The 25,483-nt window shown below is 54.5% G+C and carries 20 protein-coding genes; 11 read left to right on the plus strand and 9 right to left on the minus strand.

Features of this window, described 5'->3' with window-relative positions:
• Positions 1–224: 224 nt before the first annotated feature.
• A complete protein-coding gene (locus tag OSC10802_RS0107090) occupies positions 225–1,424 on the minus strand; it encodes an agmatine deiminase family protein (protein ID WP_198525076.1) in 1,200 nt (399 codons plus the stop codon).
• Between the two features lie 331 nt (positions 1,425–1,755).
• Between OSC10802_RS0107090 and OSC10802_RS0107095 the strand changes: the two genes are divergently transcribed.
• Together OSC10802_RS0107095 and OSC10802_RS0107105 are read left to right on the plus strand one after the other, a co-directional pair.
• Positions 1,756–3,273 (plus strand): cryptochrome/photolyase family protein, encoded by a 1,518-nt coding sequence (locus OSC10802_RS0107095; protein WP_017716093.1) that lies wholly within the window; start codon positions 1,756–1,758, stop codon positions 3,271–3,273.
• Positions 3,274–3,754: 481 nt separating this feature from the next.
• Positions 3,755–3,985, plus strand: coding sequence for a DUF2811 domain-containing protein (locus OSC10802_RS0107105; RefSeq protein WP_017716095.1), 231 nt, complete (start codon positions 3,755–3,757; stop codon positions 3,983–3,985).
• A 307-nt stretch (positions 3,986–4,292) separates the two neighbouring features.
• Here the strand turns inward: OSC10802_RS0107105 and OSC10802_RS0107110 are convergent, their stop codons facing one another.
• Positions 4,293–4,643, minus strand: coding sequence for a hypothetical protein (locus OSC10802_RS0107110; RefSeq protein WP_017716096.1), 351 nt, complete (start codon positions 4,641–4,643; stop codon positions 4,293–4,295).
• A 276-nt stretch (positions 4,644–4,919) separates the two neighbouring features.
• Here OSC10802_RS0107110 and OSC10802_RS0107115 point away from each other — a divergent pair, with 276 nt between their 5' ends.
• On the plus strand, positions 4,920–5,105 hold the full coding sequence (locus OSC10802_RS0107115) for a hypothetical protein (RefSeq protein WP_017716097.1): 186 nt from the start codon (positions 4,920–4,922) through the stop codon (positions 5,103–5,105).
• 94 nt (positions 5,106–5,199) lie between these two features.
• On the opposite strand, the gene OSC10802_RS44075 is transcribed toward OSC10802_RS0107115, so the two are convergent.
• The 4 genes from OSC10802_RS44075 to OSC10802_RS0107130 all read right to left on the minus strand — a co-directional run bounded on the left by OSC10802_RS44075 (position 5,200) and on the right by OSC10802_RS0107130 (position 7,938).
• On the minus strand, positions 5,200–6,057 hold the full coding sequence (locus OSC10802_RS44075) for a lysozyme inhibitor LprI family protein (RefSeq protein ID WP_017716098.1): 858 nt from the start codon (positions 6,055–6,057) through the stop codon (positions 5,200–5,202).
• Positions 6,051–6,257, minus strand: coding sequence for a peptidoglycan-binding domain-containing protein (locus OSC10802_RS56340; protein ID WP_369797057.1), 207 nt, complete (start codon positions 6,255–6,257; stop codon positions 6,051–6,053). Before OSC10802_RS56340 ends, OSC10802_RS44075 begins: the two co-directional genes overlap by 7 nt.
• A 12-nt stretch (positions 6,258–6,269) precedes the next feature.
• The gene (locus tag OSC10802_RS39040; RefSeq protein ID WP_017716099.1) at positions 6,270–6,743 is read right to left on the minus strand and encodes a lysozyme inhibitor LprI family protein; all 474 of its coding nucleotides are present in this window, start codon (positions 6,741–6,743) and stop codon (positions 6,270–6,272) included.
• A gap of 532 nt (positions 6,744–7,275) precedes the next feature.
• Positions 7,276–7,938, minus strand: a complete 663-nt coding sequence (locus tag OSC10802_RS0107130; RefSeq protein WP_017716100.1) for a class I SAM-dependent methyltransferase — start codon at positions 7,936–7,938, stop codon at positions 7,276–7,278.
• 217 nt (positions 7,939–8,155) lie between these two features.
• Between OSC10802_RS0107130 and OSC10802_RS0107135 the strand changes: the two genes are divergently transcribed.
• The 4 genes from OSC10802_RS0107135 (at position 8,156) to OSC10802_RS0107150 (ending at position 14,503) form a co-directional block, all read left to right on the plus strand.
• Positions 8,156–8,578, plus strand: coding sequence for a hypothetical protein (locus OSC10802_RS0107135; protein ID WP_017716101.1), 423 nt, complete (start codon positions 8,156–8,158; stop codon positions 8,576–8,578).
• 110 nt (positions 8,579–8,688) lie between these two features.
• Positions 8,689–9,009: a nucleotidyltransferase family protein gene (locus OSC10802_RS0107140; RefSeq protein ID WP_017716102.1), complete on the plus strand. Its 321-nt coding sequence runs from the start codon at positions 8,689–8,691 to the stop codon at positions 9,007–9,009.
• Positions 9,006–9,317, plus strand: a complete 312-nt coding sequence (locus tag OSC10802_RS39045) for a HepT-like ribonuclease domain-containing protein (RefSeq protein ID WP_017716103.1) — start codon at positions 9,006–9,008, stop codon at positions 9,315–9,317. The genes OSC10802_RS0107140 and OSC10802_RS39045 overlap by 4 nt, the downstream gene beginning before the upstream one ends.
• Before the next feature lie 509 nt (positions 9,318–9,826).
• Positions 9,827–14,503, plus strand: a complete 4,677-nt coding sequence (locus OSC10802_RS0107150; protein WP_017716104.1) for an nSTAND1 domain-containing NTPase — start codon at positions 9,827–9,829, stop codon at positions 14,501–14,503.
• Positions 14,504–14,574: 71 nt separating this feature from the next.
• Here OSC10802_RS0107150 and OSC10802_RS0107155 read toward each other — a convergent pair whose 3' ends face one another.
• Positions 14,575–15,012 (minus strand): secondary thiamine-phosphate synthase enzyme YjbQ, encoded by a 438-nt coding sequence (locus tag OSC10802_RS0107155; RefSeq protein WP_017716105.1) that lies wholly within the window; start codon positions 15,010–15,012, stop codon positions 14,575–14,577.
• On the opposite strand from OSC10802_RS0107155, the gene OSC10802_RS49070 reads away from it, so the two are divergent.
• The 3 genes from OSC10802_RS49070 to lipP1 all read left to right on the plus strand — a co-directional run bounded on the left by OSC10802_RS49070 (position 14,999) and on the right by lipP1 (position 18,162).
• Positions 14,999–15,214, plus strand: coding sequence for a hypothetical protein (locus OSC10802_RS49070; protein ID WP_017716106.1), 216 nt, complete (start codon positions 14,999–15,001; stop codon positions 15,212–15,214). The two genes, OSC10802_RS0107155 and OSC10802_RS49070, sit on opposite strands and share 14 nt — an antisense overlap.
• A 1,635-nt stretch (positions 15,215–16,849) precedes the next feature.
• On the plus strand, positions 16,850–17,224 hold the full coding sequence (locus tag OSC10802_RS0107170) for an AbrB/MazE/SpoVT family DNA-binding domain-containing protein (protein WP_017716109.1): 375 nt from the start codon (positions 16,850–16,852) through the stop codon (positions 17,222–17,224).
• Positions 17,224–18,162: a LipP1 family hormone-sensitive lipase gene (lipP1, locus tag OSC10802_RS0107175; RefSeq protein ID WP_017716110.1), complete on the plus strand. Its 939-nt coding sequence runs from the start codon at positions 17,224–17,226 to the stop codon at positions 18,160–18,162. The genes OSC10802_RS0107170 and lipP1 overlap by 1 nt, the downstream gene beginning before the upstream one ends.
• A 216-nt stretch (positions 18,163–18,378) precedes the next feature.
• On the opposite strand, the gene OSC10802_RS0107180 is transcribed toward lipP1, so the two are convergent.
• The gene (locus tag OSC10802_RS0107180; protein ID WP_017716111.1) at positions 18,379–19,857 is read right to left on the minus strand and encodes a CoA-acylating methylmalonate-semialdehyde dehydrogenase; all 1,479 of its coding nucleotides are present in this window, start codon (positions 19,855–19,857) and stop codon (positions 18,379–18,381) included.
• A 587-nt stretch (positions 19,858–20,444) separates the two neighbouring features.
• Here OSC10802_RS0107180 and OSC10802_RS0107185 point away from each other — a divergent pair.
• Complete coding sequence (locus OSC10802_RS0107185; protein WP_017716112.1) at positions 20,445–20,924, plus strand: hypothetical protein; 480 nt, start codon at positions 20,445–20,447, stop codon at positions 20,922–20,924.
• Between the two features lie 370 nt (positions 20,925–21,294).
• Here OSC10802_RS0107185 and OSC10802_RS45380 read toward each other — a convergent pair whose 3' ends face one another.
• A complete protein-coding gene (locus tag OSC10802_RS45380) occupies positions 21,295–24,501 on the minus strand; it encodes a DUF4347 domain-containing protein (protein WP_017716113.1) in 3,207 nt (1,068 codons plus the stop codon).
• Positions 24,502–25,483 lie beyond the last annotated feature (982 nt).

A 25,483-nucleotide genomic window follows, 5' to 3' on the forward strand; every position in this document is an offset into this window, starting at 1 on the left:
AGTTCAGATGTTAGTAAACCCGCCCCTACAAACTTGGCGATTAGAGAAACGGGTTTGGGGCGTTAGGTCTGTTCCATCTTACACTGGTAAACATTCCAGATTTGGTTATTGCGCTTTGGCCTTCCCAATTGCATCCTCACCGATAACCCAAGCAACCTAAAGGCTGAGGTCAGCGGCGGTTGATAAGTTCGCAACACGCCGCAGATAACTGTTAGGCGGCGCAGCTATTTGTGAGGCTGCTGGAGAGTGACGCAATGGATGCCACCCCCACCAGAGGCGATTCCATCAATATTTAACTGCACAACTTGACGCCCTGGAAACAATTTGCCAAGAATTACTCTGGCGTTGGCATCCGCCTTGGAATCGCCAAACTCAGGTGCAATGACAGCCCCATTCACCACATAAAAATTAATATAGCCGGCGGCAAAATTTTCGCTGCTGTAATTAGAGCGGATTTTGCTCGGCGCTTCCAGAGTCACAACCTCTAGCTTGCGACCTTTTGCGTCGGTGGCGGCGTTCAAAATTTTGAGGTGTTCCCTGGTGACATCATAATCGAATGATTCAGAATCAAGTTCTAGACCGGCAGCGACAACACCAGGACGAGTAAACCTAGCATAGAAATCCGTGTGCCCATCAGTAATATCTTTGCCCTTGATTCCAGGGAGCCAGATAATCTTTTGCAAACCTAGCAAATCCTTAAGCTGGCGCTCACATTCATTTTTCCTTAAGCCCGGATTGCGATTGCTGTTCAAAATACAGCTCTCAGTGATAATTGCCGTACCTTGACCATCTACTTCTATCCCTCCTCCCTCAGCAACAATAGAAGTATTGATCAGCTCTGCGCTAGCTAACTCAGCAACACGTCGGGCAACTTTGGCATCGTTCGTGTGTTCCTGTTTGTTACCCCAGCCATTAAAGTTGAAATCGATGCCAGCAACTTCACCTTGTAAATTCAGCAAGAACACTGGACCTGTATCTCGAATCCAGATATCATCTAGTGGGCAAACCTGGAGCTTAACGCTCGCCCCACACAGTTTTGCCGCCAGGGATTGTTCTTGGGGACGCACTAACAAGATAACAGGCTCGTAACGAGCAATAGTGCGAGCGATCAGTGCGATGTTTTCCTGAATACTCCTTAAGGATTTCTTCCCCCAAATTTCAGCTTTAGCTCCGAAAGCCATCCATGTATTTTTGTGGGGGTCAGCCTCATCAGGCATAAACCATCCTTGCGTCCGGCTTATTTTTGGAGTTGATTTGTTTGTCTCAAGTCGTGATTGCATCCTAAATCCAGCTAAATTGCCACTCTCAACGATGGCAGCAGAAGATGCCATGAAATTCAAAAAATTACGGCGCTTCATTTTTATAGATATGGCGATACCCGCTATATTCCCCAAGGTCAACCGGATCTCTGTCTTGACCGGCATCTAATTGTGCCTCTATTTGCTCCCTCACCCGCCGGCAGTTGTGGCCAGTCCCCTTGCCCATCGGTTGACGGTGGCAAATACCGCGCCCAACGACAAGGGAAAGTGCTCTTCCGCCCGTCCCGTCTGATTTCTGACTCAACTCCTGTTCCGCTTACAAATTAACAGAAGAATAACATAACACCGGATACTCTGTCAAGTCAAGCACCTGGGGAGAGAAATATATTTTTCCCCTCGTTCCTCCTAATTCCCAGCCTCAGGCTGGGAGCGCCGCTTTTTCGGCTCCGCCGACAAAAGTTGCAACTTGGGTGATAATATAAAGAAAAAACCATCAATGACCACCGGCATTTGGGTACTCGGCGACCAGCTGTGGGCTGGACAAGCCGCACTGCAAACGTCCTCTGGGGCAAACCAAACCCCCGCAATCCTGATTGAATCCCTGCACCACGCCCAAGAACGACCCTACCACCGGCAAAAATTGGTGCTCGTTTGGTCAGCCATGCGCCATTTTGCCGAGGAATTGCGCCAGTCTGGCTTCGCTGTTACTTACATCCGCGCCACTGGTGACTTTCAAACTCCCCTGCAAGATTGGATTAAAGCCAACGGCATTACTGAACTGCGGGTGATGGCACCGGCGGACCGGCCCTTTGCCCAGCTGATTCAAAACCTGCAGCTACCCTGCCAGCTGACTCTCGTTCCCAACAACCATTTTCTCTGGAGTGAGGGGGAATTCAAACAGTGGGCGAAAAAGCGCAAGCGCTTTCTCATGGAAGACTTCTATCGCGAAGGGCGTCGCCGGTTTGGCATTTTAATGGATGGGGAAAAGCCGGCTGGCGGACAGTGGAACTATGACAGGGAAAATCGCAAACCGCCCAAAGGCAAGCTGAACACGCCAAGCGCCCTCTGGTTCGAGCCAGATGAGATAACTCAGGAAGTCATCGCACAAGTAAAATCTCTCAATTTCCCCACATACGGAGACGCCGAACCCTTTCGCTGGGCTGTTACCCGCGCACAAGCGCTGCAGGTGCTAGACCACTTTATTCACCACCGGCTGCCAGCTTTTGGCCCTTACCAAGATGCGATGGTGACGGGTGAGGAAACCCTGTGGCATTCCTTAATTTCCCCCTACCTCAACATCGGTTTGCTTCACCCCCTGGAAGCGATCCAAGCTGCAGAGCGCGCCTATCGCGAAAACGGTCTGGATCTGTCTAGCACAGAAGGGTTTATCCGTCAAGTGATGGGCTGGCGGGAATACATGCGCGGGGTGTATGCTCACACGGATGCCGGCTACCCGCAGCGCAACTGGTTCAGCCACACCCAGCCCCTACCGGCATTCTTTTGGGACGCGGAGAAAACGGACATGAACTGCTTGCGGCAAGTCCTGAGCCAGATCCAGCGCACCGGCTACGCCCACCACATCCAGCGGCTGATGGTGCTGTGCAACTTCGCCCTGATTGCCGGTCTCAACCCCCAGCAAGTCGAGCAGTGGTTCCACGCCGCCTTTATCGACGCCTACGACTGGGTGATGCAAACCAATGTCATTGGCATGGGGCTGTTTGCCGATGGGGGCGTGCTGGCGTCCAAACCCTACGCGGCGTCGGCCAATTATATCAGCAAGATGAGCGACTACTGCAAAAACTGCGCTCACTCTCACAAAGAGCGCACCGGCACCCGCGCCTGTCCCTTCAACTTCTTTTACTGGGACTTCCTCCACCGGCACCGGGACAAGCTCGCCTCCCAAGGTCGCATGAGCTTCATTCTGGCCAACCTCGATCGCATGCCCCCGGAAGAACTAAAGCAAATTCGCCAGCACGCCGCCGCCTGGCACGCTGCCATTAGCAATAAGCAATAAGTAATCAGGCGCGGGCGAAAAATTAGCAATTCTTATTTTTCGCGGCACTTTTCCCCACAGATTCCACAACCATTCCACAGTTGGTCAGAACGTTTTCCACAATTTAGACAGGGTTTTCCACAGGGGGAGACGGCAGGATCGAGTCTTGCTGTTCGGTTGGGGATTTCTCCGGCGCAGCGCCGGCAGGCTCCCCAGCTCTCGCTTTTTGTTAAGTTTTGTAACAAAGATCGGGCTGAAAGGCTGATTCTGTCGTAAATCTTTTTTTTTAATAAAGGCGGCTGTAACATTTCGCAGCATTGACAGCACTACCCCCTGATAGCGCACAATGATTCGGCGCACCCTAAAAATGTGCTGTGCGGGTGGGAGCTATCAGAGCCACTTACCCGATCTGGCCGGTGCCCACATCCGCCCCGACAGCGGTGGGAGTGAGGGCAGTGACCAGTAAAGGCCAGGGAGAGAGGTAGTTGACAGAGGAGAGTTTATGAACGCAAGCATCAGCATACTGGCAGAAATCCCTGAAGAACTGCACGAATCGCTCAAAAGCTACTTGGACACGCATCCGGACTGGGATCAAGACCGGGTTTTTTCTGCCGCTCTGTCACTGTTTTTGCTGCAAAATGGAAGCAGTGGCACCCCTGAGGCGTCGCGAAGCTACCGTCAGGCGGCTCGGGTGTATCTGGAAGCGCTGTTCCAGCAGTCGGCCATCCATTGAGAGCGAGCCATCTCGCAAGAGTGAGTGGGGCGCGGCTGCGGCAGGGTGCCAGCTAGCCACTCATGCAAATAACCGCCCGAAAATCCATCCAGCGTCTTAGATACTCTTATCGTGGGTGTGGGCATTAGCGGCCTGAGTCTGGCCCACGCAATGCAGGCCGGCCAGTCACCCACCGGCAGCCGCCGGTTAATTTTTAGGTCAGCCGGCAAAAGGTTAAGAAACCCGGTTTCAGGTTAAGAAACTCGGTAACTTCGGCGAAATCGGGTTTCTGGTATCCTGTTAGAGAAACCAAGTTTCTGGCATCTTCTCAACTGGTTTTGTCGAAGAGGGAGTTAAAGGTTGACTGCAAGGCTTGAATGTCTGCAACTCTTGCCACTAAAACATTTTCCCGACCGGCATCTTTCAGGCGCTGCTGCCAATACTGGATGCTGTCGGAGTTCTTCATCCAGTAGTCTATTACGGTGTCAACGACCCGATCCACTTCCCAACCTTGCGCGGGAGCAACGGTTTCGACGGATTGAATAAAGGTGTCGAGCGCACACTTGTGAGTTCCCACATATTCCAGGCGCGGGCGCGGTTTTTTCTGTAAAATCTCTTGCTGTTGGTTAAAGAAATACAGGATGGGGGATATCCCTAGGATGTCAAAGGTGTAATTCATGGCGACCTCCTAAATGGGCTGTCTATTAATAGATGTCATAGCAGTTTGGAAAAAACCCAACAGTTATATCGGTTACAGTTAACAGCAAACTTATTAAGTTCTGTAAAGGACTTGGCGGCCTGTTCCTGACGCCGGCCTGCCGGAAGCGGGCTGAGGGGGTGAGGGTGAGCGCAGAATCAGGGGTCAGGGGGAGGTAAATCCCTGATTCCGGGCCACTGCCGGCTTGAGATATCTCAACATTTCGTATAAAAAGTTATTGAAACTTTATAGAAATTAATGTATAGTGGCAGTCGCCGGCGTGCCTGGGTGGTGCCGGTGGGAAGGCACCTCTATGCGCAGGAGGCTAAGAGTCCGCTGTTTGTCCTCCCCCTAGCGGTGCCGGCGGGGGCTGGCTGCTTGCGAGCGATTCTCGGGGTGCTGGGTGCTCTGGCGGGGGTGGGGATGCTGTTCAGCTGGCGGTAGGGGGGAAGTCTTCCCGAACAGGCGGGAGGCCGGTCCTGCATTCTTCTTATCCCCCCTCTCCGCAAGCGGAGAGGGGGTTAGGGGGTGAGGTTCTTTACGGACAGCTCACAGGAGCCGGTCGGGTGCCGGTGTTAATGCGATTCAACCCGCTGAGGTTCATCAAGGCGCTGGCATACTCAATCTTGTTGCCCACTTTTTTGCCCCGGCGAACCTTGAGAATGCTCCCACCCAGCAAATCCCACCCTACAAATTCTTCCCCCGCGCTTCTGATGGTATCCTTGGGATTGAAAGGCGGTTCCGAAACTTCCACAGCTCGACCGGCTACCGTATTGCCACTGATATCCCCACTCATGCAAATCGTGTTCCCCGAGTCAATTTGCCCGAGGGTGCCGGTGAGTTTATTCCCTTTCTTGCGGAACCGGAATTCATAGCCTCCCGCCTTCAGTAACTCGTCATCGCTCACATTAAAAGAAGAAAATTTAGCGCTGACGTAGCGGTAATTCCCGTCTGGCAAACTCGCAACAGTCGAGGTCCTCACCGGCGGCTGACTTGTGCTATTCCCCTCCCGCTGGGACAGATACTTCTCTAAATCTGCAGTGCGCTCCCGAGTCAGCTTTTCCAGGCACCCATTGAGAAAAATCGGATATTCCCGCCCATCTGGCGAGACAGGGATTTCAAACCGGCAGCTGTCATCGCGAAACTTAATCCACATCTCCTCCGCCTCAATCAGCAGCTTCTTCGGCTCGCCGGTTTCCCCTGACAGGACTTTTTGATAAACCTCATTCAGCCGTTTGTCTGCAGCTTTATAGGACTGATCCGCACAAAACTTCATGTCATTGGTTGTCGTTGCATTCTTGCAATCAATCTGTTGGGCCAGCCCGTTCCCCGGTGCCAGGACTGTCAAAAAAGCGAACCAGACCGTGAGGGCGGAAATCGTGCGTTTTCTTAGCATAGTTTACCTTTTGCTTTCAAAGGGCTTTCAAAATGACAGGACAACAGCTTTGCCCAAGTTTTATATCCAAAAAATCCGTCTGCGGGAAGGTACGCTTTCGGCTGAAATTCCCTCACAGGCGCTCCGGCTGTCGGGCAAAATACGCCCACATTTTTGACAGTATTTAGCGAGGGCTTTTGCTCGCCCAACAACCTTTGCAACTGTTTGACCTCTTACTTTATCGAGCCGGTTCTTACAGCCGGCGGTGCGGTGGACCCGGAGCGAAAAGAGAGATATTTCTCCAAATCAGCCGTGCGCTGTTTGGTCAGCCGCTCTTTGCATTCGCTGAGAAAAGCGCTATAACCCGTTCCATTTCGCGCCGGGTAGGTTTCAAAGGCGCAACTGGCGTCCCGAAACTTAATCCATGTCTGCTGGATATCAACCAGCTTGTTTTTCTGGTCAGCGCTCAACCCAGAAACAACTTTTTTATAGACGTCATTCAGCTGTTTGTCAGCGGCTTCATAGGACTTTTGAGCGCAATAGTTGATTTCCGGCGTTCCGCGAGGATTGCTGCAATTTACGTTAGCCTGTGCAATCTCGTCCCCTTCGCTGGACTTTGACTTAGCTGGGAATAAGGCCAGTGCCATCGCTACCAGGATAAACGTCAGGCGTCCCCGCCTGACCGGCATTGTTAGTTTTCTCAGCATGGTTTCCCTGTGGGTTTGAAATTTTAGGACACTCCCAAGCATAAAGCATGGGGCGTGGGGCGTGGGGCGTGGAGCAAAACAATCAATCCAAAATCCGGGCATCCAAAATCCGGCGTCCCTTCCTCTCCCCACCTTCGAGCAATCCCTGATTTCCCCTAATTTTGCCTTATCTGCTGCCGGATGTCATTAGCTCTTAACATCTTGTAACGCTTCATCCAGCTGCCGGCTCTCGGAACGGTCCGTTCCGGAACCGGCAAGCCGCAGCCGGCAGAAATTATTTTGCCTAACCCCTTGACATTTCCCAGAAGCTTTGATAAGATAAAATCGATGAGGAAGAACTACTCAAGCCCCAACCTCAAGAAACCAGGTTTTGCAGGAGTGACCTGGTTTCTCCCCGGCGTATATAGCGAGTCTAAATCATTCGTGCAAATTTCAGAACCCCGGTTTCTTTTAGAAACCGGGGTTCTGGGACCCCAGCAGGTGCGCCAATCATTTAGAACGGCTATAGCCCCCGACTTGTAGAGACAGGGGTTTATCGTTTGAGCGCCAGAGTCAGCCCATCCGCAATGGGAACCAAGCTCAGGGTAACTCGTTCATCGCGGTGCAACTTTTCATTAAAGGCTCGGATGGCTTGAGTGTTGCTATCCTGAACTTGGGGGTCAGCAACTTGTCCGCCCCAGAGAACATTATCAATAGCAATCAAGCCGCCGGTGCGGACCAGCTGCAGCGATAGCTCAAAGTAGCCGTCATAATTGTCTTTATCGGCGTCGATGAAAGCGAAATCAAATGTTCCCGCCTCACCGGCAGCGAGAAGCTGGTCGAGGGTTTGCAGCGCCGGCGCGATTCGCAAATCAATTTTGCCAGCCACACCGGCAGCTTCCCAGTACCGGCGAGCTGTGGCGGTATACTCCTCACTGACATCGCAAGCGACAATCTTTCCCTCAGGGGGAAGAGCGAGGGCGACGCACAGAGAACTGTAGCCGGTGAAAACTCCGATTTCCAGGGTTTTTTTGGCCCACAGCAGCTGCGCGAGGAGCGCCATAAACTGCCCCTGTTCCGGTGCTATTTGCATGCGCGCCCGAGGGTGGCGGGCGGTTTCTTCTCGCAGCTGGCGGAGAATTTCTGGCTCCCGCAAAGAAACCGATAGCAGGTAATCGCAGAGCCGGCTGTCGAGGCCAAGAGTCTTGTTTGACATGGTGGGTTGGAAAATCCGAGTATATAAAAGTCTATATAGCAGTTCTAAATAATGTGCGCAACCGCTCTTGGCCCAGAACTCCGGTTTCTTTAAGAAACCGGGGTTTTGAAATTTACATGAAGGTTCTTGACGCGCTATAGCAGCGCCGGCAGCATTTCAATCCCCGAATAAACGGTGCAAAATATGATCTAGAGGGAACACAGGAGAAAGAAAGCCGATGGTGAGACTGATCTTGATAGCGATTTTAGCAGGATTGCTGGCCGCCTGCAGCGCTGTTGGCCCTGGACCGAGCATGCAGGTGGTGCAGCAGGCAATTGCGATGCAGCTCAGCCAAACTCAAGGGCAACTGGCGCAGCAGCTGGGGCGAAACCAGCCGCCGGAATTGCAAATCAATCGGGTGGCGATTGCCAAGATGGAACCCTTACAAATTCAACAGTTACCGGCATTCCGCGTCAGGGGGACCTATGAGATGACTGTCAAGCTACCCGCCCAGAAAGTGACGCAGCGGGAAACACCTTTTGAAGTCTACTTGCAGCGGCAAAAACAAGCTCAAACCTGGCGTATGGCTCGCCGGGTTGCCGGCAGCGACAGCGAGCCGGTTTGGGCGACCTATTTGATTAAGCCAACCGGCTATCAGTAAACAGACAGACTCCAGGGGCGGGGGTAGCCTGAGATGCTCAAAGAATTGACAGACCCGCCCCACCTCGGCTAAACTAACAATATAGATTCAACACAATTAAGGAGTGGGCTATGGCTCTTAATTTGAATTTGCTCCGGGCAAAGCGAGAAGAAATCCTGAAACTGGCTGCCCAGAACGGCGCGTACAACGTGCGGATATATGGGCCGGTGGCGCGGGGTGAGGTTCCCCCAAACGGCGATGTGGATTTTCTTGTTGAATTAGAACCTGACCGGAATCTCCTCGATCTCGGCGGCTTTCTAATGGACTTACAAGAGCTGCTCGGTTCCGAGGTTCATGTGACAGAGGAGGAGGGCTTGCGGCAAAGCATCCGCTATGGAAAAGAACAAGGAGAAAGAATAAATCGCGTATTAAAAGAGGCGGTAGTGGTGTGAGAGACGATAGGGAATGGCTGCAGGATATACTCAGGGCGACCGAACGAATCGAACAGTATTCTAGCCAAGGGCGAGAAGCCTTCGACCGGCAGGAACTGATTCAAGTCTGGATGATTTACCACTTGCAAATTATTGGCGAGGCTTCTCGGGCTTTGTCGCCTGAAATTAGGCAGCAATATCCCGAAGTCCCTTGGTCAAAAATTATTGGCTTGCGGAACATCCTGATTCACGAGCATTTCCGCATTAAATTGCAAGTTGTCTGGTCTATTGTAGAAGGCCAGTTGCCAGACCTGAAGCTTGCAAGTTGAAGCAATTTTACAGCAGCTTGGTGAAACGGAATGATGGGGCAACCGCGCCGGCATGCCAGCTATAGCAGTATGCACTTAGGTTAGAACATTAGACCTTCAGGGGGGGCGGGACGCCTGCCCTACGTCTATATAGCAGTAAGCATTTAGGAAACCTACATTCCGGCCTTCCTTGCTCCCCCGCTCCCGAAGCTTCTATTGTTCTAACCAATATGACTGCTGCTACAGATGGGGAGAGGGCCTGCCGGCGCAGCCCATGTTACATCTCGTAAAAAACTCTTGACAGCAGTCGAAAGAAGTGATATTGAACCGGCAGCCGAACAATCAGTCTTTTTTGATTGGAGCTTAACGCCAGACTGCTCAAAGCCCTAAGTTGATAGACAGCCAGCTTTTCCCCGGCAAAAAAGCGATCTGCCGGATTGAATATCCGAGAAAATTTTTAGTGACAAAATTCCCGATCTTTAACCGGCGAGTCAGTATGCAGATGGGCAAAAGGGAGAGCAGAAGTTACTATGAGCGACCCGCAACGTCCAGATGAAAGTACCGCCTATAACCAGAATTCCTTCCAGACGCTATTACGGGCAATTGAGCTGTCTCAAGGGCAATTTTCCCTTATTTTAGTGCGCTGCAACTACGCTGACTTGCGAAAGCAGATGCTGCGGCAACTGCTGGCTCAATGCCCGATTGAGCTGCGACAGATAGTTCTCGATGAGTCTGCCAGCACCCTGTATAAAACCATACAGACAGAACTTGGTGAGGAGCAGCCACCGGCGCTGATGGTATTTGGTTTGGAGTCAGTCCGTTCCATTTCCACAATGCTGGTTTCGACGAACCAAGTGCGAGAAGAGTTTCGCAAAAATTTTCCCTTTCCGCTGCTTTTGTGGGTGAATGATGAAATTTTGCAGAAGCTGATTCGGCTAGCGCCCGATTTCGAGAGTTGGGCCACAACCGTTGAATTTGGGCTGCCGGCACAGCAACTGGCTGAATTGTTGCGGCGAGAGACGGACAGAGCCTTCGCCAAAGCGCTCGATGCCGGCGCGGGGCGCTTCCCCCACAGTTGCGACCTCGATCCGGCGATTGACTCCCCCGATCGCGGGGAACTGCAGTCAGCTCTCAACGATCTGGTTTGTCGCGGACAAGCCCCAGAGCCAGATATCGAAGCCAGCGCGCAATTTATTTTCGGTCGGGATGCGCACCTGAGCGGTCGGATGGAGCAAGCTCGACTGCATTATGAGCGCAGTCTGGCGTTCTGGCAGCAAACCGATCGTTTAGAGCGACAGGCGTGTTTGCTGTTCCATCTGGGAGCGTGGTGGCACTCCCGGGCGGAGGTGCGTCGGGCTGAATACCTGCCGGCGTACCGTCTCGCCAGGGATTATTTTAGCCAGTGCGTTGCGGCACTGCAACAGGCCGGCAGCCCCTGCGCCGTGGCGAAGTTTATCAACGCTTTGGGAGCAACGCTGCAAAGACTGCAGCAGTGGGAGGATCTGGAAAGCGTTGCTGAAATCGCCGTCGGGCTGCACCAAACCTGCGGCGATCCCATGCGGAGCGCCGGCGCATACGGTCTTGTGGCTGAGGTGGCGCTGGCAAAATCAGCCCCGATACAAGCCAAGGAATACGCCGAGATGGCGCTGGCAATCCATACCTCCAACTGCTCTCTTGCCGGTGAGTGTGCCGGTAATTATAACACAAATTTGGGCTGGGCGCAGCGACACTGCCATTCTTGGTATTTGTTATTGCTCGCCGAGGCGCAAAGGCATCTCGGTGAGGTTCAGCCGGCACTGGAAAACTTAGAAACCGCCCGAGCGAACACCAGTCCCCAGTGCGATCCCCAGCAATACATCCGCATATTGGAATCGCTGCGCCAGCTGTACTGTCAGCGGGGGGAATATCTCAACGCTTTTCTTTTGAAGCAAGAGCGGCTAAAGATTGAGCACGAGTGCGGGTTCCGCGCTTTTATTGGTGCGGGGCGGCTCGGGCCCAGGGCCCGACCGGCGCTCAACATAGCGCCGCCACTGATAAACGACCCGCCCTCCGTCGCGCCAGAGATTGCAGCGTCTGACCGGCACAGAGAGGTCCAGCGCTTGATAGAAGAGCGAATTAGCCGGACTGACCGCAAACTGACGGTGATTTACGGTCCTGCAGGAGTTGGCAAGAGTTCCATTTTGCGCGCCGGGTTAGTGCCGGCACTCAAACAGGCCCCTGTCCGCCAGCGCCACGCCCTGCCGGTGGTGCAGCAAACTTACACCCACTGGGTGAGGGAACTGGGGAACGCTCTCCAACAGGCGCTTGCGGAAGTTCCCGGCGTCAAGAAGGGAGATTGCCCCTCTGCCCCCGAGCCAGACCATTCAGCAGGAGCCATTCTCGACCGCTTGCGCAAAAATGCCGATTGCCATTTGTTAACCGTCCTGATATTCGACCAGTTTGAACAGTTCTTCTTCGCTTGCAAAGCGCCGGCCAAAAGGCTAGAATTCTATGAATTCTTGCGAGAGTGCCTGAATATCCCTTTCCTGAAAGTCATCCTTTGCCTGCGAGAAGATTATCTCTCGTATTTGCTGGATTTCAATCGCCCGCCCGACAGGGAAGCCACCGAGAGCAATATCCTGTATCGAGAAACACTGTATTACTTGGGCAATTTAAACGTCGATGATGCCAAATCAGCTCTCCGCTTAACAGGAAACACCAATTATTATTTAGAGCCGGCACTGATTGATAGAATAGTGGGGGATCTGGCTGGAGATACGGGAGAGGTGCGCCCGCTCGACCTGCAGCTAGTGGGGCTGCAGCTGGAAACAGAGAAGATATCAGCGCTGGCGCAGTATCAAAACCGGGGGGGCAAGGAAAAACTGGCCGAGAGATTGTTGCAAGAAGCCGTCAGAGACTGTGGGCCTGAGAGCGAGTGGGTTGCCCGAGAGGTTTTGTACTTGCTAGCCAGTGAGAACCGCACTCGCCCTTTAAAGACTCGCGCTGAGCTAGCAGCCGGTTTACAGGCGCTGGGCGTAAAAGCCTCAGCGGCTCAACTGGATTTGGCGCTGACGGTTTTAACCGGCACGGGGCTGGTGTTTGTGGTGCCAAACATCCCCGACCGATACCAGCTGGCTCACGAGTATTTGCTGCCTTTGATACGCCAGCAGCAACAGCCTGTCGCAGTCGCGAAACAGAAAAGGCACAAAAAGCTCGCCTTTCGCCCCCAGTCCGAGATCAATCGGGCGCTGGGTCGAGCGCGCCGGAGAGCGGGACTGTCTTTGATGGCAATACTAGCAGCGCTAGCGGCGGTATTTGGCTGGCAAGCCAAACTGCAAACTCAGCGAGCGGAACTCCAAGATATTCAACAGCTCAATCAGACTTCAAAAGCGCTGTTTCTTTCGGGGAAACAGCTGGAGGGATTAATCGCCAGCGTCAGGGCAGGCTTGCAAATACTGGAGACAGAAGCGCCGCCGGATATCAAGACGGAGACGGCAGACCGGCTGCGGCAAGCCCTTTCGGAAATTCAGGAGCGCAATCGTTTTGAGGGGCATACCGGCAGGGTTTTGGATGTGAGTTTCAGCCCCGACGGCGATCCCCCGCCTGGGGAAAGGCACCGGCTTTGGAAGCCCCTGCTGGCGACTGCCGGTGCGGACAGGACCGTGAAACTCTGGAGTTCAGCCGGTGTTCCGCTGAAAACGTTGCAAGGTCACAGCGATCGGGTGAGCCGGGTGAGTTTTAGCCCCGACGGACAGCTCCTCGCCTCGGCGAGTGATGACACCACGGTGAAACTCTGGAGGCGTGACGGCACTTTTGTCAGAGACTTGAAGCACAGCAAGCCGGTGAGTGCGGTGAGTTTTAGCTCCCGAGGACAGGTGATTGCCTCTGGGGGCAAGGACAAGACGGTCAAACTTTGGAGCCGCGACGGCAAGTTGCTGAAAGTTCTCAATCACGGCGACTGGGTGTTTGATGTTAGTTTCAGCCCCGACGGACAGATGATTGCTTCTGCAGGAAGGGACAAAACCATCAAACTTTGGAGCCGCGACGGCAAATTGCTGAAAGTTCTAAAAGGGCACAATAAACCGGTCTGGGCTGTGAGTTTCAGCCCGGACGGCAAGACAGTAGCTTCTGCCAGTGAGGACAAGACGGTCAAACTCTGGAACCTTGACGGCAAGTTGCTAGCCACTCTCGAAGGGCACAGCAGCAAAGTCCAGAGCGTCAGTTTCAGCCCCAGCGGCCAGATAATTGCCTCTGGCAGTTCTGACAGCACCGTCCGACTTTGGAGCCGTGACGGCAGCGTTTTGAGAATTATAAAGGGGCACACCAGCGCTGTCAACAAAGTGAGTTTCAGTCGGGCCGGCACCCTCGCCTCTGCCGGTGATGACGCCACCGTCCGGCTGTGGGGCTTCAATAAAGAAGACGCGCTGTTAAAAATACTGTTGGAACACAGCAAGAGTGTCTCGGGTGTGAGTGCCAGCCCCGACTGGGTGTCCCTTGCCTCGGCGAGCGCTCCCACTGCTTTCAAACTCTGGAGGCGTGACGGTGGCAATACCTCTGTCCCGGCGAGTGATAGCGCAGCCGCCCGACTCTGGAAGCGTGAGGGAACTTTGGAGAAAATTCTCAACGGGGATCGCGAACAAGTGTGCCCTGAGGGTTTTAGTCCCAACGAACAGATCCTGGCTGCTGGAAGTGCGGGCGGCACTGTCAAACTCTGGAAACTTGACGGACACTTGCTGAGAGCTCTGGAGGGGCATGGCAATCACATCTCGCCGGTCAGTTTCAGTCCTGACAGCCAAACGATCGCCTCAGTCCGTGCCGGCACGGCAGTGAAGCTCTCCATCGAGGACTGTAGCTGGCCCAGAGCGCTTGAAGGGGGCGGAGATACTGCTAGCAATGTGCGTTTTAGCCTGTCGGGCCTGCTGATTGCCCCTGCCGGCGATGATGGTACAGTGAAACTCAAACAGCCCCACCGGCAGGTTCCCGACGGGAGCGAGGCATATAGTGCGGGGATTTTGCGGGTGAGTGCCAGACCACAAGGCCCCACGAAAGCCCCTGCCGGTGCGGACAAAACTGTGAGCCCCCCGAGCGCCAACAGTGAGGAGTTGAATTTGGATCTTTATAATTTAGTGGGGCGCAGTTGTGATTGGCTGCGCGACTATCTCAATAACAATCCCCGCGTCAAAAACAGCGACCGCTACCTCTGCGACGGCACCGGCTCTCAAAAGTAGAGAGGGGCAATGCCGGCGCATTCGCCAGGGTGCGTCTCCCTTTGGGCGCTCTCCGGGACAGCCCCCTGCTCTCACTGCCCAGAGATTTGCACAAACACCGTCCTGTTTCGAGGTCCGTCCAAGTCAAAGAACAGCACAGATTGCCAAGTCCCCAGAGCCAATTGACCGTCCGCAATTGGGATCGCTTCACTGCTGCTGAGCATCAGAGCCATCAGGTGAGAGTGGGCATTCGCCGGTTCATCCGGGGGCACATCTCTCAAGTGGAGGTCATTGTGCAGGTAGGTTCCTGAAGGGGGCGCTAATTTTTCCAGATGCGCCTTAATGTCCACCAGCAATCGCTCTTCATTTTCATTGATAGCCAGCGCTGTCGTTGTGTGCCGGGAGAAGACCAGAAGCTGGCCATTTTTGACCCCACTCGCCTCCAGCAGCTGCAACAGCTGTGGGGTAATATTGTAAATGCTTATACCACTGCCGGTTTCTACTTCAATTATTTTATTGATTATCTGCATCTCTCTCCTGCTGCTAGAGCGGGCTGTTTTTTGGTGCCGGTGCGGCTCAATTGCGCCTCTGGGCGTTCCGGCGGATCTGGGACTGATGCCGGTGCCCTCGGGAGACAGTGGCAAGCTGAATTCTACCGGCGGCGGGCCGGCAGAAGTTTTTTCCCCTCTCCCATGTGTCGGAGGCGCAGTCGGGCAGCGACCTATTATATAACGTATGTAACGAAGGGGGGAGAGGAGCAGCTCGCATGCCTGCCATGCGAAAATACGATCGCCGGGTTTGAGCCGGTTCAGGGCAGGGGGAAAAATAGGGAAGGGATAGCTCCGTTTTTGCAGATAAGCGCGTTTCTCGTATTAATGAGGTACTGAGAAACCCGGTTTCTTAAAGAAACCGGGTTTCTGGGCCTAACGTTCATCCAGCGGAGAACCGCGCTTATAGCACTCGCCAAATTGGGAGCGGACATTGACGGTCCGAGAGAACGCCTGCCCTGCGGATCAATCCCTCCCAGGACAGATATCTTGCCGGTCCAAAAGGTCTAACCACCGGCGGCACCCCCACCGACTTGGGCAAAAAAACTCGTGTCCCCTCCCGCCCCCCCGCAAAGGGAACAGAGAGCGGCTAAATTCTTTCTAGCTGGCAGAAAGTCCCCCAAATAACCGCAGCGGTACGCTGGCGGAAAATGGCAAGATTAAACGGGGAGCATATTTATGTCCTGCGGCGCTTGCGTAAAATTTAGGATCTTTTCCTAATTGGCGCGTAAAAGCTATGCGAGTGGGGGAAACCTTCTAAGGCCGGCTCTCGCCTGCCAGACGGTGGCGGCGGTTTGATTGCCGGTGTCAGTTTCTCTGAAACTTCGCCTTATGCCAGGAACCCCGCAGCTTAAACGCGCGACAACCTTGACCTCCCCCCCCGTACCAGCGGGTTGCGTTCCACACCAGATTGGCAGCAGAAGTAGGGTGCCTTCCTCTCGATCCTTTGTTTCAATCCCGTTTCCAAAGATTCGCTGGCCAAAAATCATCCGCTCCTACCCCCTGCTGAAATCATTGTCGCATTCATTTGGGCTTCTTTGCACAGCGGGGATGCTCCCGATCCTTTTACAGAAGTCGTGGGCGCTGCCAGTGGGAACTCCCCGGCCAGCCTATTTCCAAAAGTGGTGCGCTGCCAGAGCGCCGGATCGGGGCGGGAGGCAATTCAGCCAAAGCATGACTTATCCGGTGCCGGTCTCTTGCCGTATTGACTTTTCCTACTGTCTGGCAGATAATGCTACTGTCTGGAATCAAATCGCCCCGGCTCTCAATCGACCGGCATCCATTGTGTCCGGGCGGCACGCCGGCAATCCAAAGCGTGTCAACTTAAGCTGTGTCCCGCAGTCTCCCGGCGGTTGTAGCCGCCCTTGGCGGCTTCCCGCAGGGTAACCGCAGCTATACAGACAAAACCCGCCTGCGCGGGTTTTAAGATTGTAGCTATTCTCTATAGTCCGCGTAGGCGGACTTGGTTTGTGTAGCCGCGATTTCAATCGCCAGGAGCTTAAGTTGACACCAGTGGCCGGCAATCCCTCCCCGCCAGCAGGGTGCGCTCCCCGAGCAACCGCACCCTACTGATGGAGTAATCTAAATCGCAGAACGCACCCTGCCCGATCGGCTGCACCAGCTTTTCGGGAGCGAAATTGGCGGGAGCAATGTTTAGTTTGTCAAGCTCGTGCGGGGGCGGACACCCCCACGCGCTTGCGTTACATTAAGCGCCGGCACCGGCAGCCGGCCAACACGAGAGAGCCGTGAGAAATTTTCATCCCCATTTGGGGAACTTAATGATAGAATCACACTAGAAGTAGGGAAAGCGTGAGCAGTAATGGTTAAAGTAAAAAGCCCCACCCCCCTCACCGGGGAAGACCTGATCAAAAAAGTCCGAGAGCTAGCCGACGTCAGCAAAGAAGAAAAAGCGCGAGCCTGCGGCTACTACACCCTCACCAAGAACGGTTTGGAACGAGTCAACATGATGAAGTTCCTCAACGCCCTGATTGATGCCGAGGGGATCGACCTGGATGGCAAGCAAAAAGGGAATGGGCGCGGCGGGCGCACCGCTAGCTACCGGATTAGCGTGCAGTCCAACGGGAACTTACTGATTGGCGCTGCCTATACAAAACAGATGGAACTCAACCCGGGGGATGAGTTTGAAATTTCTTTGGGACGCAAGCACATTCACTTGAAACAAGTGGAAGCTTAATGCCCCTAGACCCGCAAGTTCAAGAATTCTTGGAGCAATTCGACCGGCTGGGATTGCCTCCCCTCTCCAGCCTGGAGCCGGTGGGAGCCAGAGAAATAGCCGCCAAACTGCGGGGCAAGCCACTCAAACCGCTAGCGGTTTTCCGCGTGGAAAATCGCGCCATTCCTGGCGCGGATGGGGATATTCCCGTCCGCATTTACACCCCAAAAAGCAGCGCCCCACTGCCGGTGCTGGTCTATTTCCACGGCGGCGGTTGGGTGCTCGGCGATTTGGACGCGGCGGACCCAATCTGCCGCGCCCTGGCGAATGGGGCGGAGTGTGTGGTGGTGTCCGCCGACTACCGGCTCGCACCCGAACACAGGTTTCCGGCAGCAGCGGAAGATGCCTTCGCCACCACGCGCTGGGTGGCGCAGAATGCCGGTGAGATCGGCGGCGATCCCGATCGAATTGCGGTGGCAGGGGATAGTGCCGGCGGCAATTTAGCTGCGGTGGTGGCGCTGATGGCGCGAGATAGGGGCGATCCCCATCTGGCGTACCAGCTGCTTATCTACCCCGTCACCCAGTACAGCTTCAGTAGCGAATCCTACCGGCAGTATGAGCGGGGTTGCGGCTTGAGCAAAGAGGAGATGGTGTGGTTTTGGGAGCATTACCTCTCTCGCGCCGCAGACGGAAAAAATCCCTACGCTTCGCCCTTACTTGCCGGCAGTTTGAATCACCTCCCGCCGGCGCTGATTGTCACTGCTGAGTGCGACGTGCTGCGGGATGAGGCGGAAGCCTACGCCGCCCGACTGGAGGCGGCGGGAGTGCCGGTGCGGCTTTGGCGCTATGATGGCATGATACACAGCTTTATCGGCTTAGCGCCGGTGGTGGACCGGGGAAAGCAAGCCCTAGCAGAAATTGCCGGTCAACTGCGCTCTGACTTAGGTGTCAGGTGTTAGGTGTTATAGCAGCAGACAGTCAGTTTAGGACACTGGAATACGAAGTATAGACGTAGGTACGGCGTCCGCCGAGCCCCTAGGTCTGTGGGACAGGCGAGACGCCTGTCCTACGTCTTAATCAATATGACTGCTGCTATATCGCGGTTTCCCTCGTTCCCAGCCAGAGCCTGGGAACGAGAGAAATCTTGCCTGTCCCCTAACCCCTAATCCCTAAAATCAAAATTGGCGCGACCAGTTTTTAGGCCAGCGCTCAACCACCACCTTAGTTTGGGTAAAAAACTCCACAGCGTGGGCACCTTGCCCGTGCAAGTCGCCAAAGAAACTTGCTTTCCAGCCGCTGAAGGGAAAAAATGCCATTGGCGCGGCTACCCCAATATTAATGCCAATATTGCCGGCTTCTGCTTCGTAGCGGAATTTCCGCGCCGCCGCCCCACTGGTAGTGAACAGACAAGCCATATTCCCCCACTCACCCCGATTCACCAAAGCAATCGCCTCATCAATCGTGTCCAGGTGAATCAGTCCCAGCACCGGCCCAAAAATTTCCGTTCGGGCAATCTCACCGGCAGGGCTGACATCCTGCAAAATCGTCGGCTTAACAAAATTCCCCCGTTCATAACCGGCAATTTTCGGGTTGCGCCCATCCACCAGCGCCCTTCCCCCCTCACTCACCCCCTTTTCAATCAGCCCCTCAATCCGGCTTTTACTCTCACGAGTAATCACCGGCCCCATTTGGACTCCCTCATCCAAACCGCAACCCACCGTTCTGCTTTTAGCTGCCCCCACAATTGCCTCTGTAAACGTGTGGCGAGCCTCCCCCACCGTAACCGCCAGCGAAGCAGCCAGACAGCGCTGCCCAGCACAGCCAAAAGCGCTGTCCGCCGCAATCCGCACCGTCGTTTCCATATCCGCATCCGGCAAAATAATAATTGGATTTTTCGCACCCCCCTGGCACTGAGCGCGCTTGCCATTCGCCGCAGCCCGACTGTAAACATACTGCGCCACCGGCGTCGATCCCACAAAACTAATCGCCCGGATAACTGGGTGGTCTAAAATAGCATCCACCGCTTCTCTGCCACCGTTAACCAAATTCACCACCCCCGCCGGCAGCCCAGTTCGCTCCAGCAAATCGAACACCTTTTGCATCGTCAGCGGCACTTTTTCCGAAGGTTTGACAATATAAGTATTGCCGCAGGCGATGGCATAGGGTAAAAACCAGAACGGAATCATCCCTGGAAAATTAAATGGCGCAATCACAGCCGCCACTCCCACCGGCTGGCGCACTGTCATCTCGTCAATGCCGCGAGCCACATCTTCCAAATTCCGCCCCTGCATCAGCATGGGAATGCCGCAGGCGACTTCCACATTCTCAATCGCCCGGCGCATCTCCCCCGCCGACTCCGCCAGCGTCTTTCCGCATTCCAGGGTAATCGTGCGCGCTAAATCCTCAAAGTTCTCTTCTAATAGATTTTTGAGCTTAAACAAATATTGCACCCGATCGGCTGGCGGAGTTTGCCGCCAGGCGGGAAAGGCTTTTGCCGCCGCTTGTGCGGCGCTCTCTACCTCAGCTGCCGGTGATAGGGGCACCTGAGCGAGCACTTCAGCTGTAGCGGGGCTCACAACATCCAAGCAGTCTTTTGCGCTGGAGGCGCACCACTTTCCATTAATGTAGTTCTGTAAACGGTGAGGGAAGGTCACGGCTATCTCTCTAGAAACGGTTTAAATATTTTCATATTTACACGAATCCGCTTACTGCTGGCCCACTGGACTCTGGGCCAACCCAACAGGGCTTCTCACGCCTATTGACTGGGCCATAATTGCCGCTTGGTTTTTCAGGGAAAAAATTTAATGCAGGGGGGGTTGACAAATCTCTATCCATAAAGGTAGTCTGGATCTGTCTTAAGAAAGATGCCCGCAGATATTCCATCGCTTTATAAGGAGTTCCATGCTGTAAGCCGCAGCTTAACAATCCAGAAGGGGATTCATGTCAGCGATTAAACTCGTGGAAGTGGCCACCTCTCAACGCAAGCCGGTGCGAGGTTGAGCCAGCTAAGGCAACCTGGTGGGAACGCGGGACGCTTTCTGTAAAGGGCGCTCCCACTGTACCGCCCACTCTCAAACTCGAAAGGGGTGACTTTACAATTAACACCCAAACCAAAGATGTCAAGGGATAGGATGCTGCTGGCTCTTTTTAGGGTGAGGGGCTTCCCTCAGGTTCGTCTAGCCTTTGATTTGCAGGGGCTTTGCTTTTTCGTGAAAAACTACAAATCTTAAAGTCAAGAGACATGCAGAAAGTAACTTGGGCCTTAACCAGTTTAGCGGGGCTGGCGATTGTTACGGGAAATGGGGTGCCGGCTTTAGCGCTCCCCAACCCATCTCCAGTCGCTCAACAAACAAACACTTGGAAACCCATTGCCAGAATTGAACAGCCGAGCTTTCCCATAACAGTCGAACTGGTGAATGAGACGGGATTGGAACTGAATTATGATTTTACAGACAACTCACCAGATACAGTCCCCCAGAATCTTCCTGTGGATGGGAGGGTAAAGCTACAGTGGAAAGATCCGGACCCAAATCTTTCCATTAGCCAGTCCGCACCGGGAACGCAGGCGGTAGTAGCCCCTTATTTTAAGTTTAAATTGACTCCTAACTCGAGCAATTCAATCACCATCATTATCACCCGAACGAATGAGCCTAACCTCCTAGGAGATGACATAGGTCAAGTTATTGATATTCAAACAACTGGAGGCATATTTATCTATTAAAGCCGATTTCGGTTGAATACGCATAAGACCGCTCAGTCAGGGGATTGGGCAGTAGGCGATGGCGGATCGCGCAAAAGCTAATCCCCCTCCCCGGGGTTCTAATTGCGGCAGTTCAAGGACAGGATATCACTGGCTGCAGGATTAAAAGGCAATAGACAGTCAGTTTAGGACACTGGTCGGAGGGAACGCCTGTCCTGCGACGTATAGGCGTAGGGCAGGCGTCTCGCCTGCCCTCCAGGTCTCTGGGACAGGCGAGACGCCTGTCCTACGTCCTAACCAATATGACTGCTGCTATATCACTGATCGCCGGCACAGCGGCTGGCACAGCGCAGCGCCAACCGGCACGGTCAGAGGAGTGCGCCGTTCAGCTCTAGATCGCGGTAAAGTCCGCAACCCCGATCAGGTTCGCGCTCACTCCCACAAGCGACGCCAGCAGCTCCCCAGTGCCGGCAATACTGATTGAAGTCGCCCCCGCACCGGCGGAAACCGACAGCTGCCCGAACGTCAAACCGCCGGCCAGTGCCAGAAAATCCGCGCCATCTAGGAAGTCGGTGATTATATCACTTCCTTTGCCAGATGTCAAGATAAATTTATCGCTGCCTTGGCTGCCGGTCAGGGTGTCGCCGCCCAAATCCCCGCTGAGCAGATCGTCTCCCGCGCCGCCGGTGAGGGCGTCACTGTCCTTTCCGCCATACAGGGTGTCACTGCCCTCACCGCCATCGAGACTGTCAGCGCCGGCATTGCCGAACAGCAAGTCACTGCCCTGGTTTCCCAGGAGGCTGTCACAGTTATCCCCCCCCAGGAGGATGTCATTTCCGCTGCTGCCGGCTAAAGTGTCGTCGCCTGCACCGCCGAGGATGGTGTCGCTACCGGCACCGCCGGAGATCCAATCCGCTGCGGCGGCACCGGCAATGCTGGCGCTGCCGGCAAAACCGCTCAAATCCAGACGCTCGAAGTTTTTCACAGAAACGCCGCTGATATTTGTCAGCTGGCGGGCGGCGTCGCTCAAATTGAAGGTAACAGAATTGCTGCCGGTGCCGCCGGTCAGGACGAAGGTGTCCGCCCCCGCGCCTCCGTCCACGCTGTCGCTCTGCTGCAAGTTAGCCCAGCTAGAAGTGACGGTATCGTCCCCACCGGCAGCATCAATATTATCTGTCTGCGGGGTGGTGACAGACGCCTGGTTGGGGTTTGCCGGAACGGAACCGCTGGCGCTGATGGTGTGGGTGTGGGCCGTATTTGCGCCCGGGAGGTAGGTGCCGCCTGCCGGTGGGGTGAGAGTCAGCACCACCGTTTCCGCCGGTTCTGCCGCACTGTCTGCCAGTATTTGCAGGGGGATATTCGCCGCCGCACTGCCGGCGGGCACAACCACCGCCCCCGACAGGGCAGTAAAATCAGTGCCGGTGGTGGCACTTCCCGCAACCGTGTACGGCACGCTCAAGTCAAAATTCAGCGCTTGGCTGAGTTTAACTTGAATATTGGCAGTGGCGCTGCCGCTGGCGGGCTCGTCACTGCTGGAAGCGGTGCTGGCAAACTCAACCTGAAACTGCTCAAAGGCACCGATATCAGGACTGACGCGGGTCACGCCCCGCTGATCCAGCGGTTCTGCGGTAGCGCCGGCATTAATCGCGGGACTGCCGGCGAGCAGGGCGTGAGTGGGAGTGGGCCCGCCATTATCTTGCAGTGGCCCGAGGAGCGGGTCAGCGATGGTGATATTCGGCGTGACATTGGCGTCGTTGAAGAAATCGGTGAGTTTGGCGGGATATTGGAGATTATTTCCCCCGTCGGTTAATTGACCGCTGCTGTGCTGCAGGATGCTCCAAGGATTGCCGGCAGTGTTATTGGCAAAAATCGTGTTTTTGAGAGTGACCGGCTGATTTTGGGTGACTAAGCCCCCGCCCACCCAGCCGGCGTAATTGTTAGCAATGGTTGTGTTGGCGATAGTGGTGGGATATGCAGCTTCGGTGGCGATGGCTATCCCGCCGCCGTCCCCGGTATAGTCTGTGGCTTCTGCCCGGTTCCCGGAAAAGGTACTGTTGGTAATATTGACCGAGGCTTTTTCTCCCACCCATAAGCCGCCGCCTTGAGTGGCGGCAACATTGTTTGCAAAGGTGCAATTGCTGACCGTCAGCGGCGCGTTGCCCTGCCGCACCGCACCTCCGTTCCCCCGATTTCCTTTGGAGTCTTTGGTGACGGAGTTGTTGACAAATGTGCTGTTTTCAAGAATTACTTGGTCTGGGCTGGCGGCGTAGAGTTGGGCTGCGCCCCCTTCGCCGGCTGCTTTATTGCCATCAAACAAACTGTTGCTAATGCGAATTGTGCCGGCGTCTGGATTGTTGATGTCACTGGCTAGGTCGGTGTAAATGGCACCGCCGACACCCCGGATGAAACCGACGGGATCGGTATCATCGACAGCACCGGCTGTGGTGTCATTGTGGGTGAATTTGCAGTTTTCTACAGTCAGCCCGCTGGTGAGGCTGTTAATGGCTGCGCCGTTGATTCCCCTGTTATTGGTGAAGTCGCAGTCGCTGACTGCGAGGGTGCTGCCGCGCACAGCTATTGCGCCGGCACCTCGCTCGTCGTTGTCGCCGGTGCCGTCATTGCTGTCAAATGTGCTGCCGGTGACTGTAACGGTGCTGGCGTGAGAGCCAAAAATTGCGCCGCCTCCTTTGCGGGCGACATTGTTCGTAAAGTGGCAGTTTTCTGCGGTTAAGCTGCCCTGGTATTCTGTGAGGATGGCTCCGCCCTGTTCGGGGGTGTGAGCGCCGGTGAGGGTGAGATTTTTTACGGTCAAGCTTTTGCCGGTGGCGACGCGGAAAAGGCGGGTTGTGTTGCCGCCGCTGAGGGTGACTGAACCGCCGCCGTCAATGACGGTGTTTTCGCTAATTAGCTTTTCGCTGGTGAGGGTGAGTGTCACCGGCGCGCCGCCAGTATTAAAGGTGATGGTGCCGCCGGCGGCTAGGGCGGCTGTTAGGGCGGCTTCGGTGACACTTTCTGGGGTGCCGGTGCCAACAACTGTAACGCCGGCTACAGAGGGGTACTGGGCCATTACGTCGGGCTGAAACGCTAATGGGGTTTCAATTTCACCTTGCTGGAACTCTAAATTCCAGTTCCCGCCAGCAGCGGCACTGCCGGTTAAGTCTGCGGAAGCGGCAATATCTGCGCCAGTTAAGTTGCTTAATTGCGAGACGAATTTCGCGCCGTCTCCGGCGGCGACATCGCAGCCATACAGGAGGATGTCTGCGCTGTCTGCCAGTAGGTCGCGCCACTGTTGCAATTGGCTTTTGTACTGTTGTAGGGTGTCTGAGTTGAGGGAGGTGTTTCCTAATTGGAGATGTCCGGGACTTCCGTGAGAAAAGATATGAACTGCGTCGATGGAGCCGTGAGCGGAGGCATAGTTTTGCAAGCCGGCGGTAATTTGCTCAATCCCATCTCTATCGGGCTGGAGAATGATGGCTTCCGCTCCGTCTGAAACACCGGCTGCGAGAGATTCGCTGTTTTCGACGCCGGCGTCAATGAAGACGAGGGTTTTTGATTGGGGGTTTGGGATGGTATTGATTTGGCTGAAATTGGCAGACATGCTGGTTATTCCAGGGAAACTTTGGCTGGCAGATGCACCCGGAGCGTGTGAGAGTCAGGCGCGTTCGCCTGCAACCTTACCCTGCAGTAGGGTGCGTTTCCCTTGGGAAACGCACCCTTCTTCTCTAAGTAATTTTTTGCGCTATTTCTAGCTTAAGGCATATATCGATAGATGGAGGAGACGGAACGATGATATTTTTTTATTCAAGGTGCTGTTTAATTTGAAAATTCTGATTTAAGATAAATTTACTCCTTGGGATGGAGGAAATTTTTGTGTTAGTTTGGTACACTGCTAAAACAAAGTAAAAAAGCCGAGGTTGCCAGACCGGCTGTGACATGGGCATTATCGCATCATCGCATCATCGCATCACGCAAAAGCTGTGAGTCTTCCCCATGCGCCATGCCCCATGCGCCATGCCCCATGCGCCATGCCCCATGCGCATGCTATTCATGCCCTAATCTAAGTGAATACTGCTATAAATACTGGGGTGTCTTCTTCCGGAGCGCTACTTCTCCTATCTTTCCTGGGCGCTCTAAGCTGTTACGCTTTTAACCTGCTTTTCTGCTGTATGGTATCGGAGCCTCCAGATAGCCTTAAAAGGTCGATCCTAGAAAGAAAAAATAGAGATTAATAGTGCGATTTAAATATACTAATGTTTCCCTAGCGGGCAAGCGGAAATGCGCATCTTGGCGTATTGGCGGTTTGTTAAAATAAAGAAACTAAATTTCTTTCAGAACCCCGCGCGCTGGGCTGGGCCATGTTAGGCGGAATTCTGCCGGCTTTCTCAGTCGTAGGGTGCCTTTGGCTCGGGAGGCCGGCTTAGAAGGAGGGATCTCCGATCGGTTTGGCACTTCACCTGCTGATTGTTTTAAAATTCAGTGGGGGGGATATTTTAAATATTCCCAGCTTGTTTCGACTCGGGGAGCCGCAGCTACAGGGTGCGTTCCGCTCGGGGCTTGCCCCCCACTTGTCCGGAGGACTA

The organism is Kamptonema formosum PCC 10802 (assembly GCF_000332335.1).
GTDB lineage: Bacteria > Cyanobacteriota > Cyanobacteriia > Cyanobacteriales > Oscillatoriaceae > Oscillatoria.

What these genes read in the sequence shown, in the direction of transcription:
- OSC10802_RS0107095 (WP_017716093.1), top strand. Translation starts at nt 1,756, where the DNA reads ATGACCACCGGCATTTGGGTACTCGGCGACCAGCTGTGGGCTGGACAA.
- OSC10802_RS0107110 (WP_017716096.1), bottom strand. Translation starts at nt 4,643, where the DNA reads ATGAATTACACCTTTGACATCCTAGGGATATCCCCCATCCTGTATTTC.
- OSC10802_RS39040 (WP_017716099.1), bottom strand. Translation starts at nt 6,743, where the DNA reads ATGCTGAGAAAACTAACAATGCCGGTCAGGCGGGGACGCCTGACGTTT.
- OSC10802_RS0107155 (WP_017716105.1), bottom strand. Translation starts at nt 15,012, where the DNA reads ATGCAGATAATCAATAAAATAATTGAAGTAGAAACCGGCAGTGGTATA.
- OSC10802_RS0107170 (WP_017716109.1), top strand. Translation starts at nt 16,850, where the DNA reads ATGGTTAAAGTAAAAAGCCCCACCCCCCTCACCGGGGAAGACCTGATC.
- OSC10802_RS0107135 (WP_017716101.1), top strand. Translation starts at nt 8,156, where the DNA reads ATGGTGAGACTGATCTTGATAGCGATTTTAGCAGGATTGCTGGCCGCC.
- OSC10802_RS0107130 (WP_017716100.1), bottom strand. Translation starts at nt 7,938, where the DNA reads ATGTCAAACAAGACTCTTGGCCTCGACAGCCGGCTCTGCGATTACCTG.
- OSC10802_RS0107185 (WP_017716112.1), top strand. Translation starts at nt 20,445, where the DNA reads ATGCAGAAAGTAACTTGGGCCTTAACCAGTTTAGCGGGGCTGGCGATT.
- OSC10802_RS0107140 (WP_017716102.1), top strand. Translation starts at nt 8,689, where the DNA reads ATGGCTCTTAATTTGAATTTGCTCCGGGCAAAGCGAGAAGAAATCCTG.
- OSC10802_RS0107150 (WP_017716104.1), top strand. Translation starts at nt 9,827, where the DNA reads ATGAGCGACCCGCAACGTCCAGATGAAAGTACCGCCTATAACCAGAAT.
- lipP1 (WP_017716110.1), top strand. Translation starts at nt 17,224, where the DNA reads ATGCCCCTAGACCCGCAAGTTCAAGAATTCTTGGAGCAATTCGACCGG.
- OSC10802_RS0107115 (WP_017716097.1), top strand. Translation starts at nt 4,920, where the DNA reads ATGTATAGTGGCAGTCGCCGGCGTGCCTGGGTGGTGCCGGTGGGAAGG.
- OSC10802_RS45380 (WP_017716113.1), bottom strand. Translation starts at nt 24,501, where the DNA reads ATGTCTGCCAATTTCAGCCAAATCAATACCATCCCAAACCCCCAATCA.
- OSC10802_RS0107090 (WP_198525076.1), bottom strand. Translation starts at nt 1,424, where the DNA reads ATGCCGGTCAAGACAGAGATCCGGTTGACCTTGGGGAATATAGCGGGT.
- OSC10802_RS0107105 (WP_017716095.1), top strand. Translation starts at nt 3,755, where the DNA reads ATGAACGCAAGCATCAGCATACTGGCAGAAATCCCTGAAGAACTGCAC.
- OSC10802_RS44075 (WP_017716098.1), bottom strand. Translation starts at nt 6,057, where the DNA reads ATGCTAAGAAAACGCACGATTTCCGCCCTCACGGTCTGGTTCGCTTTT.